At 71.0% G+C, this 16,407-nt stretch carries 13 protein-coding genes and 1 rRNA gene; 6 read left to right on the top strand and 8 right to left on the bottom strand.

What is annotated here, in order from left to right; all coding sequences use genetic code 11:
- Nucleotides 1–88 (top strand): 5S ribosomal RNA (gene rrf, locus AB0G63_RS24245); the annotation flags it as partial.
- Between the two features lie 68 nt (nt 89–156).
- Nucleotides 157–699, top strand: a complete 543-nt coding sequence (locus AB0G63_RS24240; RefSeq protein ID WP_360753799.1) for a GNAT family N-acetyltransferase — start codon at nt 157–159, stop codon at nt 697–699.
- A gap of 7 nt (nt 700–706) precedes the next feature.
- Here AB0G63_RS24240 and AB0G63_RS24235 read toward each other — a convergent pair whose 3' ends face one another.
- From AB0G63_RS24235 to AB0G63_RS24205, 7 genes are all read right to left on the bottom strand, one after another.
- Nucleotides 707–2,233, bottom strand: coding sequence for a type VI secretion protein (locus AB0G63_RS24235; protein WP_360753797.1), 1,527 nt, complete (start codon nt 2,231–2,233; stop codon nt 707–709).
- A gap of 20 nt (nt 2,234–2,253) precedes the next feature.
- On the bottom strand, nt 2,254–3,669 hold the full coding sequence (locus AB0G63_RS24230; RefSeq protein WP_360753794.1) for an ATP-binding protein: 1,416 nt from the start codon (nt 3,667–3,669) through the stop codon (nt 2,254–2,256).
- Nucleotides 3,670–3,681: 12 nt separating this feature from the next.
- Entirely contained in the window at nt 3,682–5,241 is a 1,560-nt protein-coding gene (locus AB0G63_RS24225; protein WP_360753792.1) for an SCO6880 family protein, read from the bottom strand.
- Nucleotides 5,238–6,569, bottom strand: a complete 1,332-nt coding sequence (locus AB0G63_RS24220) for a hypothetical protein (RefSeq protein ID WP_360753790.1) — start codon at nt 6,567–6,569, stop codon at nt 5,238–5,240. The genes AB0G63_RS24225 and AB0G63_RS24220 overlap by 4 nt, the downstream gene beginning before the upstream one ends.
- A complete protein-coding gene (locus AB0G63_RS24215) occupies nt 6,559–7,389 on the bottom strand; it encodes a hypothetical protein (protein WP_360753787.1) in 831 nt (276 codons plus the stop codon). Before AB0G63_RS24215 ends, AB0G63_RS24220 begins: the two co-directional genes overlap by 11 nt.
- 203 nt (nt 7,390–7,592) lie before the next feature.
- Nucleotides 7,593–7,901: a hypothetical protein gene (locus AB0G63_RS24210; protein WP_014673544.1), complete on the bottom strand. Its 309-nt coding sequence runs from the start codon at nt 7,899–7,901 to the stop codon at nt 7,593–7,595.
- 330 nt (nt 7,902–8,231) lie between these two features.
- On the bottom strand, nt 8,232–9,545 hold the full coding sequence (locus AB0G63_RS24205; RefSeq protein WP_360753784.1) for a S53 family peptidase: 1,314 nt from the start codon (nt 9,543–9,545) through the stop codon (nt 8,232–8,234).
- 601 nt (nt 9,546–10,146) lie between these two features.
- On the opposite strand from AB0G63_RS24205, the gene AB0G63_RS24200 reads away from it, so the two are divergent.
- The 3 genes from AB0G63_RS24200 (at nt 10,147) to AB0G63_RS24190 (ending at nt 12,985) form a co-directional block, all read left to right on the top strand.
- A complete protein-coding gene (locus tag AB0G63_RS24200; protein ID WP_360753816.1) occupies nt 10,147–10,842 on the top strand; it encodes a trypsin-like peptidase domain-containing protein in 696 nt (231 codons plus the stop codon).
- Between the two features lie 235 nt (nt 10,843–11,077).
- Nucleotides 11,078–12,085: a bifunctional lytic transglycosylase/C40 family peptidase gene (locus AB0G63_RS24195; RefSeq protein ID WP_360753813.1), complete on the top strand. Its 1,008-nt coding sequence runs from the start codon at nt 11,078–11,080 to the stop codon at nt 12,083–12,085.
- Between the two features lie 192 nt (nt 12,086–12,277).
- On the top strand, nt 12,278–12,985 hold the full coding sequence (locus AB0G63_RS24190; protein ID WP_360753782.1) for a phosphatase PAP2 family protein: 708 nt from the start codon (nt 12,278–12,280) through the stop codon (nt 12,983–12,985).
- A gap of 136 nt (nt 12,986–13,121) precedes the next feature.
- Here AB0G63_RS24190 and AB0G63_RS24185 read toward each other — a convergent pair whose 3' ends face one another.
- Nucleotides 13,122–14,687, bottom strand: a complete 1,566-nt coding sequence (locus AB0G63_RS24185; protein ID WP_360753779.1) for an FAD-binding oxidoreductase — start codon at nt 14,685–14,687, stop codon at nt 13,122–13,124.
- Nucleotides 14,688–15,172: 485 nt separating this feature from the next.
- On the opposite strand from AB0G63_RS24185, the gene pstS reads away from it, so the two are divergent.
- Nucleotides 15,173–16,303, top strand: a complete 1,131-nt coding sequence (gene pstS / locus AB0G63_RS24180) for a phosphate ABC transporter substrate-binding protein PstS (protein ID WP_360753776.1) — start codon at nt 15,173–15,175, stop codon at nt 16,301–16,303.
- Nucleotides 16,304–16,407: the final 104 nt, after the last annotated feature.

The following is a 16,407-nucleotide window of genomic DNA, read 5'->3' as shown; positions in this document are numbered from 1 at the left end:
CGGTTACATTCCGAACCCGGAAGCTAAGCCTTACAGCGCCGATGGTACTGCAGGGGGGACCCTGTGGGAGAGTAGGACGCCGCCGAACAATTCTTGAAAAAGGCCCACGCCGGAAACGGTGTGGGCCTTTTTGCCTTCCTGGTTACAGTGATCCCTATGAACTGTCTGATCCGCTCCATACGGTCCGACGAGTGGCCGGAGGCCAAGGCGCTGCGGCTGACCGCGCTCCAGGACCCGGTCGCCCGCCTGGCCTTCCTGGAGACGTACGAGGAGGCTCTGGCCAGGCCGGACTCCTACTGGCAGGAGCGGGCCGCCCGGGCCGCACACGATGCCACCGGGGCGCAGCAGATCATCGCCCAGGGGCCGGACGGCGACTGGGTCGGGACGCTGACGGTGTTGGTCGAGGAGCCGGGCACCACGGACTGGGCCGGGTTTCCCGTGGAGCGGAGGCAGGGACACATCGTCGGGGTGTACGTGCTGCCGGAATACCGGGGGATCGGGCTGACCGAGGTGCTGTTCGACGACGCGCTGGAGTGGGCGTGGCACGCCGGCGTCGAACGGGTCCGGCTGATCGTGCACGAGGACAACACACGGGCCCAGCGGTTCTACGGCAAGGTCGGCTTCAAGCCGAGCGGGCGGGTCGTGCCGCTGGAGAAGGCGCCCGGCGAGTCGGAGTTCGAGTTCGTCCTGGAGCGCTAGCGAAGGGTCATACCGGGAGTTCGTCGTGCGGCCAGCGGCTGCGGCCCTGTTCGCGGGAGCGGAGCAGGGCCAGGGTGGGCAGGCCGGCGTCGGCTCCGGTGGACAGCAGGTCCGGGAGCTGGGGAAGTGGGGCCACCGCGGCGACGTCGTCCAGGACGAGCGTCAGTGGTGGGTCGAGGCGACCGGAGGATGACCGTTCGGCCATGCGCCGGCCGCCCTCGACCACGCTGGAGACGAGGGCCGTCAGGAGCGGCATCGCGCCTGGGTTGGTCCTGGGGTCCTCGACGGATTCCCCCACGACATAGAGCGTGCCCCCTTCGTGGACGAAGGAATCCAAGGCGAGGGCATCCGCCCGGTTGGGAGTGCACGCCTCGCGGATGTTGACGGTGAAGAGGGACGACAGGGCACGGCCGGTCAGTTCCTGGGCCATGTCGCGTCGTTCGGGGTGCGCGGTGAGCGCGGCCTCGAGTTCGCCGGCGGAGCCGGGGGCCGCCTTGGGGTTCGTGCGGAGGATGCGGACCGCGTCCTGGATCTGGGTGCCCTGGGACCAGCGGTGGACGTGGCGGATGGTGCGGCCGTCGACGGCGGCGGCATGGACGTAGCTGCGCAGGAGGGTCTCCGCGGTGGCCGCCACGGCCTGGTCGAGCTTGGCCGTGGGACGGACCGGGGCGAGCATCGCCGCCGCCCGTGCCGCGGCCGTCTGCTTGTCCTCGCAGCCCGCCGTGGGGGACCAGTGGAGGCGGGCCGGGGTGTCGCAGCGGTGGGCGGGGTCGTAGAGGTGGACGGGGCCCAGTTTGGCGCGGGCGTCCTTGGTGTCCGACCAGACCGCGGGGTTGGAGGTGACCACGAGAGCGGGGCCCTCCGCGTCGCGTACCGCCTGCACCGCGGTCGCCCGGCGGGCCTCCCTCGTCGCCACGACGGCCCTGTCCCATCCGCCGGTGCCTTCGCCGCCGAACAGGGGCGGGGCGGGCGGAGGGGTGGCGGGCACGGTCGTGGGGGCCGCCGGGTGAAGGAGTTCCGCGGGGGTCGGAGCCGGGGCCGTGCGGGGCGTGGGGACCTCGTGACGTGGCGGCTGGGTGCCGTCGTACGGCCCCGGGGGCTCCTCCTCGGCCTCCGGGGGCCGAGGGGCGGCCGTCGTGGCCCTCTCGGGCGCCGTCGTGCGCTGTGCGCGCCGCTTCAGGCGGCCGGCCCGCCAGCGGGCCAGCGTGCCCATCGTGAACACGGTCAGCACGAACAGCACCATCAACTGGCCGATGAACAGGCCCCAGAAGAGCCCGTACCCGGAGAGCTGCCCGGCCGGGGTGTCCGGCCAGGCGCCCGGGATGTCGTGCGGCGCGCCGATGAGGTGGCGCATGGCGAGGGGGGTGCGGGCGAAGCGGACGCCGTCCGGCCAGGCGCCGTTCGCCAGCAGACCGGCGAGCCCGGTGGCGGTCCACACCAGCAGGGTCATGCCGAGGAGGAAGGCGATCAGGCCGATCAGCAGTCCGTCCGGGATGCCTCCCTGACCGTCCCGTCGGCCTTCGTCGGGTCTCACCACTGCCCCTCCTCGCGTCCTTACGCCACCGTGGACTCGGACGAGTCGTCGAGGTGATGCTCCACGAAGGCCGCCGCCCGCTCCTCCGCCTCCAGTTCGGCGGCGCGCAGGGCGTCGTCGGCCAGGTGGTCGCTCGACGACTCGGTCATCGCGCGGTCGGTGAACACCAGCGGGCGTTCGGTCTCGGTGATCAGGTGTTTGACGACCTGGACGTTGCCGTTGACGTCCCACACGGCGATGCCGGGGGTGAGGGTGGGGATGATCTCCACCGCCCAGCGGGGCAGGCCGAGCACCCGGCCGGTCGCTCGTGCCTCGTCCGCCTTCTGCGCGTAGATCGTCCTGGTCGACGCCATCTTCAGGATCGCCGCCGCCTCCTTCGCGGCCGCTCCGTCGACGACGTCGGACAGGTGGTGGACGACCGCCACGAAGGACAGGCCCAGGCGGCGGCCGAACTTCAGCAGCCGCTGGAACAGCTGTGCCACGAACGGGCTGTTGATGATGTGCCAGGCCTCCTCGACCAGGAAGATGCGCTTCTTCCGGTCGGGGCGGATCCAGGTGTGCTCCAGCCACACGCCGACGATCGCCATGAGGATCGGCATGGCGATGGAGTTGCGGTCGATGTGGGACAGGTCGAAGACGATCAGCGGGGCGTCGAGGTCGATGCCGACCGTCGTCGGCCCGTCGAACATGCCCCGCAGGTCGCCGTCGACGAGGCGGTCGAGGACCAGTGCCACGTCCAGGCCCCATGCCCGTACGTCTTCTATGGCGACGTTCATCGCCTCGGCGGACTCCGGTTCGGGGTGCCGCAGCTGCTCGACGATGTCCGTCAGGACGGGCTGGCGGTCGGTGATCGACTCGTTGACGTAGGCGTGCGCGACCTTCAGCGCGAAGCCGGAGCGCTCGTCGAGGCCGTGGCCCATCGCGACCTCGATGATGGTGCGCAGCAGCGCCAGCTGCCCGGTCGTCGTGATCGCCGGGTCCAGCGGGTTGAGCCGGATGCCCATGTCCAGGGCGGCCGTCGGGTCGAGCCGGATGGGGGTTATCCCCAGCTCCTCCGCGATGAGGTTCCACTCGCCCACCCCGTCCTCGCCCTGGGCGTCCAGGACGACGACCTGGCGGTCGCGGAACCGCAGCTGGCGCAGGACGTAGGTCTTCTCCAGCGCCGACTTGCCGTTGCCGGACTCGCCGAGGACGAGCCAGTGCGGGGCCGGGAGCTGCTGGCCGTACAGCTGGAAGGGGTCGTAGATGTAGCCCTTGCCGGAGTACACCTCGCGGCCGATGATCACGCCGGAGTCGCCGAGGCCGGGCGCGGCGGTCGGCAGGTAGACCGCCTGGGCCTGGCCCGTGGAGGTGCGTACCGGCAGGCGGGTCGTCTCGACCTTCCCGAATAGGAAGGACGTGAAGGCGTCGGTGAGGACGGACAGCGGATCCCGCATCTTCAGCAGCTCCTACCTTCGAATGCCGGTGGCGAACGGGAGCGTGTTCACGAAGGCGCGGTGGTGCTCGCGGTCGCACCACTCCAGCTTCAGGTACGACTTTCCGGCCGAGGCCCGGATGGTCCGCTTGTCGCGGGCCAGCGCTTCGGGGGAGCGGGAGGAGACGGTGATGTAGCCGACGAGGTTGACGCCGGCCGCGCCGCTGGCGAGGTCCTCGCCGCGCTGGTCCAGGCGGGTGTGGGCGGCCACGTCGCGCGGGTCCACGGTCCGGTTCATCTTGGCGGCGCGGGACGCCTCGGCCTCGTCGTTGGTCTTCTCGGTCAGCATGCGTTCGATGGCCACCTCGGTGGGCTCGAGATCCATCGTGACGGCGACCGTCCGGATGACGTCCGGGGTGTGGACCAGCAGCGGCGCGAGGAAGTTGACGCCGACCGGGGTCATGGGCCACTCCTTCACCCAGGCCGTGGCGTGGCACCAGGGGGCGCGGGTGGAGGACTCGCGGGTCTTGGCCTGGAGGTAGGTGGGCTCCATGGCGTCCAGCTCGGCCGGCCAGGCGTTGCGCTTGGTCATCGCCTGGATGTGGTCGATCGGGTGGTCCGGGTCGTACATGGAGTGGATCAGGGAGGCCAGACGGCTCTGGCCGAGCGGCTGGCGCACCCGGATGTCGGCCTCCTGCAGGCGCGAGCAGATGTCGGTGAGCTCGCGGGCCATGACGATGGCCAGTCCGGCGTCCCGGTCGAGCTTGCGTCCGCCGTGCGGCCGTGCCGCCCGCGCCATCGCCTGCGCCTCGGCGGCGAGTTCGCGGGTGTAGTGCATGCAGGCGACCAGGTAGGCGCGGTGCTGCTCGCTGCTGGTCGACACCATCGACTGCAGCTGGTCGTACGACTGCTGAAGCCAGGCCGGCGCCTTGTCGTCGCCGCGCACGGCGACGTCCTTGGCGTGGGCGTCGGGGTCGGCGGGGAGGGTGCGGGCGAGCATCTGCAGGCGGGTGACGAAGCCGTCGCCGTTGGCTACGTGCTTGAGGAGGGTGCCGAAGCGGTCGACGAGGGCTTCCTGGTCCTCGGAGTCGCGCAGGCCGACGCCCGGGCCCTCGATCTCGATGGCCGCGGTGACCGTGCGGCGGTCGGCGTGCAGGAGCACGGCGATCTCGTCGGGGCCGAAGGGGGCGGCCAGCCAGCTGATGCGGCCGATGCCGGGCGGCGGGCCGATCTCGACCTCGCGGCCGTCGAGGCGGGTGCCGGCCTCCACGGCGCCGGAGCGGTAGGTGGTGCCCTGCCGCAGGGTCCGCTTGTAACTGCGGTTGATCTCGAACCACTTGTAGAACGTGCGGTGCTTGTACGGCACGTAGACCGCGGCCAGCGCGAGCAGCGGGAAGCCCGTCAGCAGCACGATGCGCAGGGGCAGGACCGGGACGAGGAGCCCGCACATCATGCCGAGGAACGCGCCCACGATGATCAGCGCGATCTCGCCCGACTCGCGGTTGCGGCCGACGATCGCGTTCGGCCGGGCGCGGCCGATGAGATACGTACGGCGGGGCGTGACCGGATGGGACAGGTGGGACTCGGTCGTCAACGCCCTTCACCTCCCGTGCGGTTGGTACTGCTGTTGCGGGTGCTGCTGGCGTGCGGGGTGTTCACCGCGCTGCTGCTGGAGCGGGGCGCGGGTGCGGCGGAGGGGACAGATCCGCCGCCACCGGTCGGGGTGCGGGAGCTGTGCGCGGCGACTCCGCCGGTGGCCGGGTTGGCCGGGCGGGCGCCGCCGGAGGCGGACTGGCCGCCGCCTCCGCCGTCGTTGGCGCGGGTGCTGTGCGTCTTGATGCCCTGGGCGACGAGGGTCGCCGGGGAGCTGATGACCGCGGCGGCCTTGCCCTCGGCGCCCTGCATGATGCGGTTGTTGCGGGAGCCGGCGATCTCGTCCCCGAAGCCCGGGACGAAGCGGTAGATCATCGCGCTGGCGAAGATGGCCAGCAGGATGATCGCGAGGCCGGAGACGACGGCGGAGAAGGAGTCGGGGCCGTCGTCGGTGGACAGCGCGCCGGCCAGCCCCAGCACTATCACGATGACCGGCTTGACCAGGATGACGGCGATCATGATGCCCGCCCAGCGGCGGACGTGGCCCCACAGGTTCTTGTCGACCAGGCCGGCGTAGACGACGGTGCCGAGGAGGGCGCCGACGTAGAGGAGGGCGGCCCGGATGACCAGCTCCAGCCACAGGACGCCCGCGGCGAGGATGCTGACCAGCGACACGACGATCAGCATGATCGGGCCGCCGCCGATGTCGTCGCCCTTGTCCAGGGCGCCGGAGAACGTGCCGAAGAACGTGTCGGTCTGGTCGCCGGTGGTCTTCGCCAGCACGTCGGTGACGCCGTCGGTCGCGGAGACGACGGTGTAGAGGATCAGCGGCGTGAACGCCGACGCCAGCACGGTCAGCCAGAGGAAGCCGATCGCCTCCGAGATGGCGGTGGTGAGCGGCACGCCGCGGACCGCCCGCTTGGCCACGGCCAGCAGCCACAGCAGCAGCGTCAGGATCGTCGACGCGGCGAAGACGACGGCGTACTGCTGAAGGAACTTGGCGTTGGTGAAGTCGACGTTCGCGGTGTCCTTCACGGCCCCGCTGAGCTTGTCGATGGTCCAGGAGGCGGCGTCGGCACAGCCCTTCCCGAGGGAGGAGAGGGGGTCGAGGGTGGAGGTGAGGCTGGGGGTGGTGGTGCTGGTGGAACCCTTTCCGCTGCCGCGTTCGCAGTAGTTCTTGGCGGGGCCGCGGATGAGGTCGCAGGGGTCATTGCTGGTCGTCGGCTTCGGCGTCGGTGCGGCGAAGGCACGAGTGGCCAGCAGGACCGCTGCGCTCTGCACGGTGACCAGAGCGGCGGTGACCTTGAGGAACGGGTGGTTAGCGCGCATACGTGAAGCCTCCGTACTCCTCAATGGCCTTCGTCATGTCGTCGGCGGTGGAGGCTTTTTGGTCGCGTCCGACCGGGACGGGTCCGTCCTTCTGCTGGAAGTCGGTGACTTTCCAGTCGTTGTCCATCCACTTCAGCTGGTAGGTGGTGGTGTACCAGCTCTCCGTGACGGGGTTGGTGGAGCTCTCACCGGACATGCCGAAGAGTGAGGTGTACCAGACCTCAACAGTGGCGCTGCTCGCGCTGGTCGCCGTCACCTTGGTTCCGACCGGGATGACGCGCGAGACGAACGTCTGCCCGTTCGGTGCACTGCCGTCTTTGCTGAGGCCGATGTTGGTCAGGAACTTCTCGTTCGAGTAGGCGCGGTCCAGATCCGCCTGCCGTGTGGCTGCCACATCGGGGGCGTAGACGGTGTCGATGATCTCGTGCCGTCTGGCCTTGTTGAACATGTCGGCCGACCCCAGCACGATGGAGTAGTTCGCCGCCGCGCTCTGGGCGCCCTGTTGGTCGTGGGCGAAGCCTGTGGGGATGTCCGAGGTCTTGGACTGGACCGGCTTCGTGCCGGTGGCTGCCGTTGCCGCCGCCTCCGGCTTGTCCTCGCCTCCGCCGTCCGAGGAGGAATCGTCGCCTCCACGGTTCGCGAAGGCGATCGCGGCGATCAGCAGGACCACCACCCCGACCACCGTGACCAGGCTCCGTGACGACCGGCCGCCGCGCCGGGCGCCCCCGTACACGTCGCCGCCGCCTCCGGGCAGCCGGGTACGGGTCTGGCCCGTGCCGCCGTAACCGCCGGAGGCCTCGTGCTCGTCTCCGAGACTCATGCCGCGTACGCCCCCTCGACGTCGTGGGCGAAGTCGTGCAGAAACACGTCAGAGTACGACGGTAGCCGTGCTGGTGGCCGCGCGGGCGCGGTGTGGTGACTCGACATCAGGGAGACGCAACCTCAGCCGGTGGGCACGACGGGTGGGTGGGGGTGCAGGGGGACCGGGCGTGCCCGGAAGGGACCGGAGGAACGGGCGGGCCGTCAGACGGCCATGCCGTACACGATGGTGAACAGCGTGCCGAGCGAGCCGATGATGAAGACGCCTGTCAGGCCCGCGATGATGAGGCCCTTGCCCTGTTCCGCGCTGAAGGTGTCGCGCAGGGCGGTGGCGCCGATGCGCTGCTTCGCGGCGCCCCATACGGCGATGCCGAGGCAGAGCAGGATGGCGACCGCCATGACCACCTCGATCATCACCTTGGCCTCGTTGCCCAGGCTGCCGAAGGGGCCCCAGTCCGGAGCGATCCCGCCGATGATGGTGTTGATGTCTCCCTTGTCGGCCGCAAAGAGCATGTAAGTCACCGCCCCTGGTGGGTAGTTCCGCAGTCCCCTGCGGGTGTGCAGAGGCCAGGCCCATTGTCGCTGACAATGTCGCCGCCGCATGTCGACTTGGCGTCATTGCTTTGCGGGTTTCGTACGAAAAGCATGGTCTGGTCACTCTGTGTATCACGGCCGGTCACGCCGGGCAATGAGGCCTGGGCGGAACCTTCGTGTGGTTCCGTCGTTGACCTTCCTTATGGCCTGGTGGGGTTTCTGACGGCTGGTCGGGTGAGATGTCCGGGACGATGGTCTCACGCGAAAGGGGCCCCGGCGTTGCGCCGAGGCCCCTTCGTGCGCGGGTGGTCAGCCGGTGAAGGCGGACACGCCCTCGGGGGTGCCCCAGCCGGTCGGGCCGTCGTACCCCGACCGGGCCGTGCACAGGTAGGCGGTGGAGCAGCTGCCGTTGTTGCCGCTGGTGACGTCGTTCAGTGCGGAGGTGCCGGCCTTGGCATAGGGGAAAGATGCCGGGTAGCTGCTGCTGGACGGCGTTCCGGCCAGGGCGTAGACGCCGGCGATGATGGGCGCCGAGGCGCTCGTGCCGCCGAAGGTGTACCAGCCGGCGGTGATGCCGTAGGAGTCGTAGACCGAGACGCCGGTGGCCGGGTCGGCGACCGCCGCCACGTCCGAGATCGTGCGCTTGGTGCAGCCGGTGTCGGTCTGCCAGCTGGGCTTGGCGTCGTAGGAGGAGCAGCCGGAGCCGGTGCCCTCGGTGCTGGACGTCTTCCAGACCGTCTCCGTCCAGCCGCGGGTGGTGGAGGACGACGTGGACAGGGCGGTGCCGCCGACGGAGGTCACGTACTTCGAGGCGGCCGGGTATTCGGCGCCGTAGCCGCTGTCGCCGGCGCTGACGGTGATGGCGACGCCGGGGTGGTTGAAGTACGCGGAGTCGTAGGAGCTGTCGGAGGAGGACTCCGAGCCGCCGTAGCTGTTGGAGACGTACTTCGCGCCGAGGGTGACCGCGCGGTTCACGGCGGTGCCGAGGTTGGCCATGGTGGCGGAGGCGGCCTCGACGAGCAGGATGTTGCAGTTCGGGCAGACGGCGGACGCCATGTCGAGGTCGAGGGAGATCTCCTCGGCCCAGCCGGAGTCCGCGGAGGGCAGGGAGGTCGTCGAGCCGGTCTGGCTGACCTTCTTGAAGCAGCCGTTGGCGGTGGTGCAGGCGGACAGGCCGTAGTACGAGCGGTACTTCGCGAGGTCGGCCTCGGCGTTCGGGTCGTCATAGGCGTCGACGATGGCGATGGTCTCGCCGGAGCCGTTGGAGGCGGCGGCGGAGGTCAGGCCGTAGGCGGACTGCAGGTCGCTCGGGCCGTAGCCGGACGGGGTGGCGGCGTCGGCGGCCTTGGGGGTGACGCCGGTCCGCTGCGCCTGCTGCTTCTGGTAGGCCGCCAGGCCGCCGGTGACGCGGAAGGAGTTGCAGGCCAGTTCGCCCTGGTGGCGGGGGGTGGAACAGGGCGTCGCGGTCCAGGTCGCCTTCGACGGGGTGGCCGTCGGGGCTGCGTCGGCCTGGGTGGCGGCACCGAAGCCGGTGAGCAGCAGGGCGGCCGTGGCCACCGCGGCCGTGCCCAGACGGCGCCAACCGCTGTGCGCGGGCAATCTGCTGGGGGGAGTGGAACGCATCGTGCAGCCTCCTGGTGTTCCGGGTCGGAGTGAACAGGGGCGGTGCGGGTGCGAGGCCGTCGGTACGGGGTCCCCGACGGCGGGCGGCGGCCCGCCGAGAACCCTGACTTGTTGAGTACGCGACAACAAGACCGGTTGTGGAATCCTGACGTCCGCATTACGAAGAGAGTCGCGGGCTTACCCGGCGATGACGGGGTGATGGCGGGGCGATGGCCGCGGCTTGACCGGACGCACAGGTGGCCCACAGTGGGTCCGCGGGGCGGAGGCGGCGTGGATCGTCATGGAGGCGGGGGTGCGGTCATGTGGAGGAGGGGTTGCCGGAAGTGCGGGAGGGCGGCTTCCGCCAGGCGTCGGTGCCCGCGGCCTGCGGGGACGGGAAGCCGCCGTGGGCCGGGTGCCGGCCGGGCGGACCGGCGTGAGGAGAGGCGGGCGAGGGCGGGCGCCGGTACCGTGGAGGGGACGCCGGGTGTCCCGGCGACGCCGTTCGTGCAGGTGGTTTCGTACAGCCGGTGAGACGGAGGGACGAGAGGCAGCCGCCATGACCGTGTCGCCGGAGCGCAAGCCCGCCTCCCGTACGGCCGGCCCCGTGTGCCTGGCCGTCATGCTGCTCGTGCCGGCTCTCACCTCCGCCTCCCTCGCCGCCGCCGACGACGGCCCCGGGCCCCTCGGCGTCACCGCGGTGGTGCCCGCCACGGCGAGCAGCGCGCGGGTCGGGGCCCTGTTCGGCGCCGACGGGCACTTCTGCACCGCCTCCGTCGTGCGCAGCCCGGACCGCGACCTCATAGTCACCGCCGCGCACTGTCTGGGCGGGGGCGGCGACCTGACCTTCGTACCCGGCTACCGGGACGGCGCGGCCCCCTACGGGGTCTGGCGCGTACGCGAGCGGTTCGTGCCCGGGGGGTGGAGCGAGGGGCGTGACGAGGACAGCGACGTCGGCTTCGCCGTCCTGGAGGACCAGGGGGGCCGGGGCGTCGAGGACGTCGTCGGCGGGAACCGGTTCACCACCGGGACGGCGACCGGGGCCACCCCCGTGACCGTCACCGGGTATCCCAACGCCCGCGAGGTCCCCGTCGCCTGCACCCAGCGGCCTGTCCCGTACGGCCGCACCCAGCAGCGCATCGAGTGCCCCGACCTCACCGGCGGCACCAGCGGCAGCCCGTGGGTGGACGGCGACGACCGGGTCGTCGGCGTCCTCGGCGGCCACGAGCGGGGCGGGTCGACCGCCGACGTCTCCTACAGCGCGGTGCTCGGCGCGGAGGCCGCCGAGCTGTACCGGGAGGCGTCCGGCCGGCTTTGAGGGTCTACGGGGGACTTCAGCCCCTTCAGCCTGCGGAGTTCTTCAGAGCCCCTCCAGGGCCCTCCAGGGCCCTCCAGAGCCCCTCCAGAGCCCTCCAGAGCCCTCAGGGGTCCATCGCTGGCCCACGGTTCTCCTTCCGTTCCTCCCTCCGTTTCTCCTTCCCGTGATCACCCCGGATCGCCGGACCCGCCCCTACACTGACGTGGGCGACGGACTCCCGGACGGTGAGGGGCGGTTGACGGTGCGTAAGGCATGGATCGTGGCGACCGTTACGGTCGGCTCCGCGCTGTCCTTCGTGATGCTGCTCGTCGTCGGGGTGTACGTCGTCGCCGGCAACCTGACGGGCGGCGTCGGCGGCGACACCAAGGCCCTCGCCAAGGGGGCCGTGCCCGCGGCCTACTCGGACATCGTGCAGAAGTGGGGCGACCTGTGCCCCGCCATCAACCCCGCCCTGCTCGCCGCCCAGCTCTACCAGGAGAGCGGCTTCAACCCCAACGCCAGGAGCGCCGCCGCGGCGGAGGGGATAGCGCAGTTCATCCCCGGGACCTGGGCCACGCACGGCATCGACGGCAACGGCGACGGCAAGCGGGACGTGTGGGACCCCGAGGACGCGATCCCGTCGGCGGCGTCGTACGACTGCAAACTCGCCTCGTACGTGAAGGACGTACCCGGCAACCTGACCGAGAACATGCTGGCCTCGTACAACGCCGGGGCCTACGCGGTGATCAAGTACGGGGGCGTGCCGCCGTACGCGGAGACCCGGAACTACGTCAAGACGATCACGACGCTCGAGGAGAGCTTCGCCGCGCCCGTCAGCCGGGTCGATCCGTCCGAGCAGGCGGCCGGGGCCATCGCCTACGCGCAGAAGAAGCTCGGCACGCCCTACCTGTGGGGCGGCGAGGGAACCGCCGCCGACGGCGGGCGTTTTGACTGCTCGGGACTGACGAAGGCGGCGTACGCGAGCGTCGGCGTCACCCTGCCGCGGGTCGCCAACGACCAGTACAACGCCGGGCCGCACCCCGCGCGGGACGAACTGCTGCCGGGGGACCTGGTGTTCTTCTCGGACGACCTCACCGACTCGCGCGCCATCCGGCACGTGGGAATCTATGTGGGCGGCGGTTATATGATCGACGCCCCGCGCACGGGCGCGGTGATCCGGTTCGATCCCATCGACACCCCGGACTACTTCGGGGCCACCCGGGTCACCGAGGATGGCGCGAAAGCGCTGCCCACCACGGTGTGAACCGAGCGTGAACCCACCCCCTGAGCTGCGACGATGAGTCTCTCTTCGATAACGTCTGCGTGATCATTCGGTGGAGGGTGGAACGTATCGACGGGGGCCGTGCGTTCCTGTTGGCGTAGCCGGACCACGGGGGTGGCAGGAGCGGCGTGCGCAAGGGCGCGCCGGGAGAGACGACGAAGGGGCCGCAGCACCATGGCTGGACTCGCCGAATCCGGGTCGAACCCCGACGTCGACCTGCTCTACGACATCAACGGGCTGGCCAAGGACGCCCCGCACTGGTTCGACCGCCTCATGGAGTACGTCGGGGAGTACGGGCTGCTGCTCGCCATGGTGCTCCTGGTGCTGTGGTGCTGGTGGTCGGTGCGCCGGCGGGGTGCCGAGGACGCGGCGTCGTCCGTGGCCGCGCTGGTGTGGGCGCCGCTGGCGGCCGGGATCGCGGTCCTGGTGAACGTGCCGATACGGGGGTTCGTCGAGCGGCCCCGGCCCTTCCTGCAGCACCAGGGGCTGGACGTCCTGGTCTCCGGCAAGACCGACTACTCCTTCGTCAGCGACCACGCGACGATCACCATGGCGATGGGCGTCGGACTCTTCGTCGCCAACCGGAAGTTCGGGCTCGTCGGGATAGGGCTGGCGCTGCTGGAAGGGTTCTGCCGGGTCTACATGGGCGTGCACTACCCGACGGACGTCGTGGGCGGGTTCGCGCTCGGCACGGCGGTGGCCCTGCTGCTGCTGCCGCTGGCGATGGCCCTGCTGACGCCGTTGATGAAGGCGGTGGAGCGGTCGCCGCGCGCCGGGCTGCTGATCCGGGCCCGGGGCGGTTCCCGCGTGGGCCGGGACGCGGTGCTCGCCGGGACCCGCGAGGGGGCCGTGGGCTCCGAGGAACGGGACCTGGCCGCGTAACGGCCGACGACGCCGTCGCCAGGCGACCCGCGGGCCGCACAGGCGGCACGACCAGCCGCCCGCGCAGGCGGCCGACGCGGCCGACGCGGCCGACGCGGCCGTCTGCGGGCGGGCCCCGCAGCGCCGGCCCAGGTGACTACAGCGCCTGCGGGTAGGTGAAGAAGCGGTTCGGGTCGTACTGCTTCTTCAGCTGGGTCAGGCGCGTGACCGCGTCCCCGTAGTACGCCTGGCGCCAGTTCGTCAGCGTCGGGTCGGTGTAGTTCTGGTACGCCGCTCCGGACGCGTACGGCTTCATCGCGTCGTGGGCCGACGCCAGCCAGGAACGCGCCGTCGTGCCCGAGCCGCTCGCCGGCCAGGACGCGATGTACTGGGCCAGCATCCGGGAGCGGCGGTGGACGAAGGCGGTCGCCGTGGGCGAGACGCGGTTGACCGCGCCGCCCAGTGCCGTCAGGGCGATGCTGCCGGAGCCGCCGCGCACCGAGGTCAGCTGCGCGAGCAGGGTGCGCACGCCCGCGGAGGAGAGCGAGCGGTCGAAGAAGTCGGAACGCGCCGCGTACGTCTCCCTCTTCAGCGCGCCCCGCGGGTCGCGTCCCGGCGTCGAGCCGGGCAGGTGGCACTGGGCCTGGGTGGAGAAGGAGGAGCAGCCGGCGTACAGCTCCATGGACTCCTCGTAGCCCCGGCGGTGCAGGGAGACGCCCGACGCCGGGGCGCCCACCCGGTCGGCGAGGCGGTCCACCGCGTTCTGCAGTTCGCCGTAGGTGCCGAGGGAGAAGGCGGCGACGGAGACGGCCGGGGTGGAGCCCGGGGTGTTCGACAGGTGCAGGGAGGACCAGATCTCGTCCGGCTGGCCCGGGCCCCACTCCTGCCAGGCCGCGACCACCGCGGCCGCCTTCGCCCACGGCCAGGTCAGATAGCCCGTCACGGCCTGCGGGGCCGGGTGGGTGCGGAAGCGCAGCTCCGTCACCACGCCGAAGTTGCCGTTGCCCGCGCCGCGCAGGGCCCAGAAGAGGTCCTTGTTCTCCTGGGCGTCGGCGGTCAGCTGCCTGCCGTCCGCCGTGATCAGCGTGGCCCCGGTGAGGCTGTCGCAGGTCAGTCCGTAGGCGCGGGAGACCACGCCGTGGCCGCCGCCGAGCACCAGGCCGGAGACGCCCACCGTGGGGCACGACCCGGCGGGTATGGTCGCGCCCTTCGCGGCGAGCGCCCGGTAGACGTCGATCAGTTTGGCGCCGGCGCCGACGACCGCCTCGCCGCCGCTCGCCCGTACGCCGCTCAGCTTCGAGACGTCGACGATCAGCCTGCCGTTGCCGGAGGACCAGCCCGCGTAGGAGTGGCCGCCGTTGCGGATCGCGACGCGGACGCCGTGGGAGCGGGCGTACGCCAGTGTCGTGCGGATGTCGTCGGCGTGCGCGACGTAGGCCACCGCGGCGGGCTTCAGGCCGTCGAAGCGGGTGTTGTACAGCTGGTGCGCGGTGGCCCACCGCGCCTCTCCCGGCCGGACCAGCACGCCGTCCAGGTCACGGGCGAGGGCGGACCAGCTCGCGGCGGTGGCCGGGGCGTGGCCGGCCGGCACCGGCAGGAAGCCGGAGGAGGACGCCGAGACGGTGCGGGTCGAGGCCTCCGCGGGGCCGCCGCCGCTGCACCCGGCCGTCGCGACCGCCGCGAGCGCGGCCGCGCCGCCCGATATGAACGTACGCCGTTCCATGTAGTGCCTCCTGTCGGCTCTCCTGGAACGAGACGGCCCATCGGCTCCCCGGGTTCCAGCGGCCGGCGATCCGTTCGACTGCGGTCGGCATTCCGTAGGGGATGCGGTCGGCGATCCGTACGGGACGCGCGGTCGGCATTCCGTACGGGACGCGGTCGGCGATCCGTACGGGACGCGCGGTCGGTAATCCGTACGGGACGCGGTCGGCGATCCGTACCGGACATCGCACGCGCGTGCGGGCGCGCGGTCCCCGGCCCGCCGTCACCGGAATCTGTGTGTGCCCTCCTCGTAAGCGTTCCGTGACCTAACCACACCGTCTGCAGGGGTTCACCTTGCGTTCATTTACGGCCATAGGCGCCTTCACCTGTTCTGCCTAATTTCGGCCTTACGCGATGCGGGGCGTCCGTCGCAGGACGCGTCCACATCACCCAGTCTTCGCACGCCGCCGGGTTCAGGTCGGCGGCTCCTGGAAGGAACTCCCTCAAGTGAAGCTTCAGCGCATGAACCGGCGGGCCCTCGCTCTCGGTGCTCTCGCCGTCTCCGGCGCCCTGGCCCTCACGGCGTGCGGCTCGGACGACACCGGTGGCGGCAAGGACGGCGGCAAGAGCGCCTCCTCGACCGCGGGCGCCTCCTCGATCAAGTGCGACGACGCCAAGGGGCAGCTGCTTTCCGACGGCTCCTCTGCGCAGAAGAACGCGATCGACGCCTGGGTGAAGAACTTCTCGCAGGCGTGTGGCGTGCAGATCAACTACAAGGCGGGCGGCTCCGGCGCCGGCGTCACCGCCTTCACGCAGGGTCAGATCGCCTGGGCCGGTTCCGACTCCGCGCTGAAGCCCGAAGAGGTCGCCGCCTCCAAGAAGGTCTGCTCCGGCGGCCAGGGCATCGACCTGCCGATGGTCGGCGGCCCGATCGCGGTCGGCTACAACCTGTCCGGCGTGGACAACCTGGTGCTGGACGCCCCGACCCTCGCCAAGATCTTCGACAGCAAGATCACCAAGTGGAACGACGCGGCGATCAAGAAGCTGAACCCCGACGCGAAGCTTCCCGACCTCAAGATCCAGGCGTTCCACCGCTCGGACGAGTCCGGCACCACGGACAACTTCACCAAGTACCTGATCGCCGCCGCTCCGGACAACTGGAAGTACGAGGGCGGCAAGGCCTGGCAGGCCAAGGGCGGCCAGTCCGCCGCGCAGTCCTCCGGCGTGGCCCAGCAGGTCAAGCAGACCAACGGCGCCATCGGCTACTTCGAGCTGTCCTACGTCGGTGACGGCGTCAAGGCCGTCAGCATCGACACCGGCGCCAGCGCCCCGGTCGCGCCCAGCAGCGACAGCGCCACCAAGGCGATCGCGGACGCCAAGGTCGTCGGCACCGGCAAGGACCTCTCGCTGCAGCTGAACTACGCGACCAAGGCCGAGGGCGCCTACCCGATCACCCTGGTCACCTACGAGATCGTCTGCGACAAGGGCACCAAGGCCGACGCTCTGCCGAACGTCAAGTCCTTCCTGCGCTACATCGCCTCCGAGGACGGCCAGGGCATGCTGACCGACCTCAAGTACGCCCCCATCCCCGCCGACATCATCACCAAGGTCCGCACCACCATCGAGGGCCTGAGCTGATCCGAGTGCGGTCCGGCCCGGCGCAGCCAGGCCAGCTTCCGGTCGACGGCCGAGGGCGCGAGGGCGCGGACCTGCTGGCGCAGCTGGGACCCGTCCACGGCGTC

The organism is Streptomyces sp. NPDC020996, assembly GCF_040641355.1.
Classification (GTDB): Bacteria; Actinomycetota; Actinomycetes; order Streptomycetales; family Streptomycetaceae; genus Streptomyces.
This window is presented reverse-complemented; position numbering and strand designations above follow the sequence as displayed.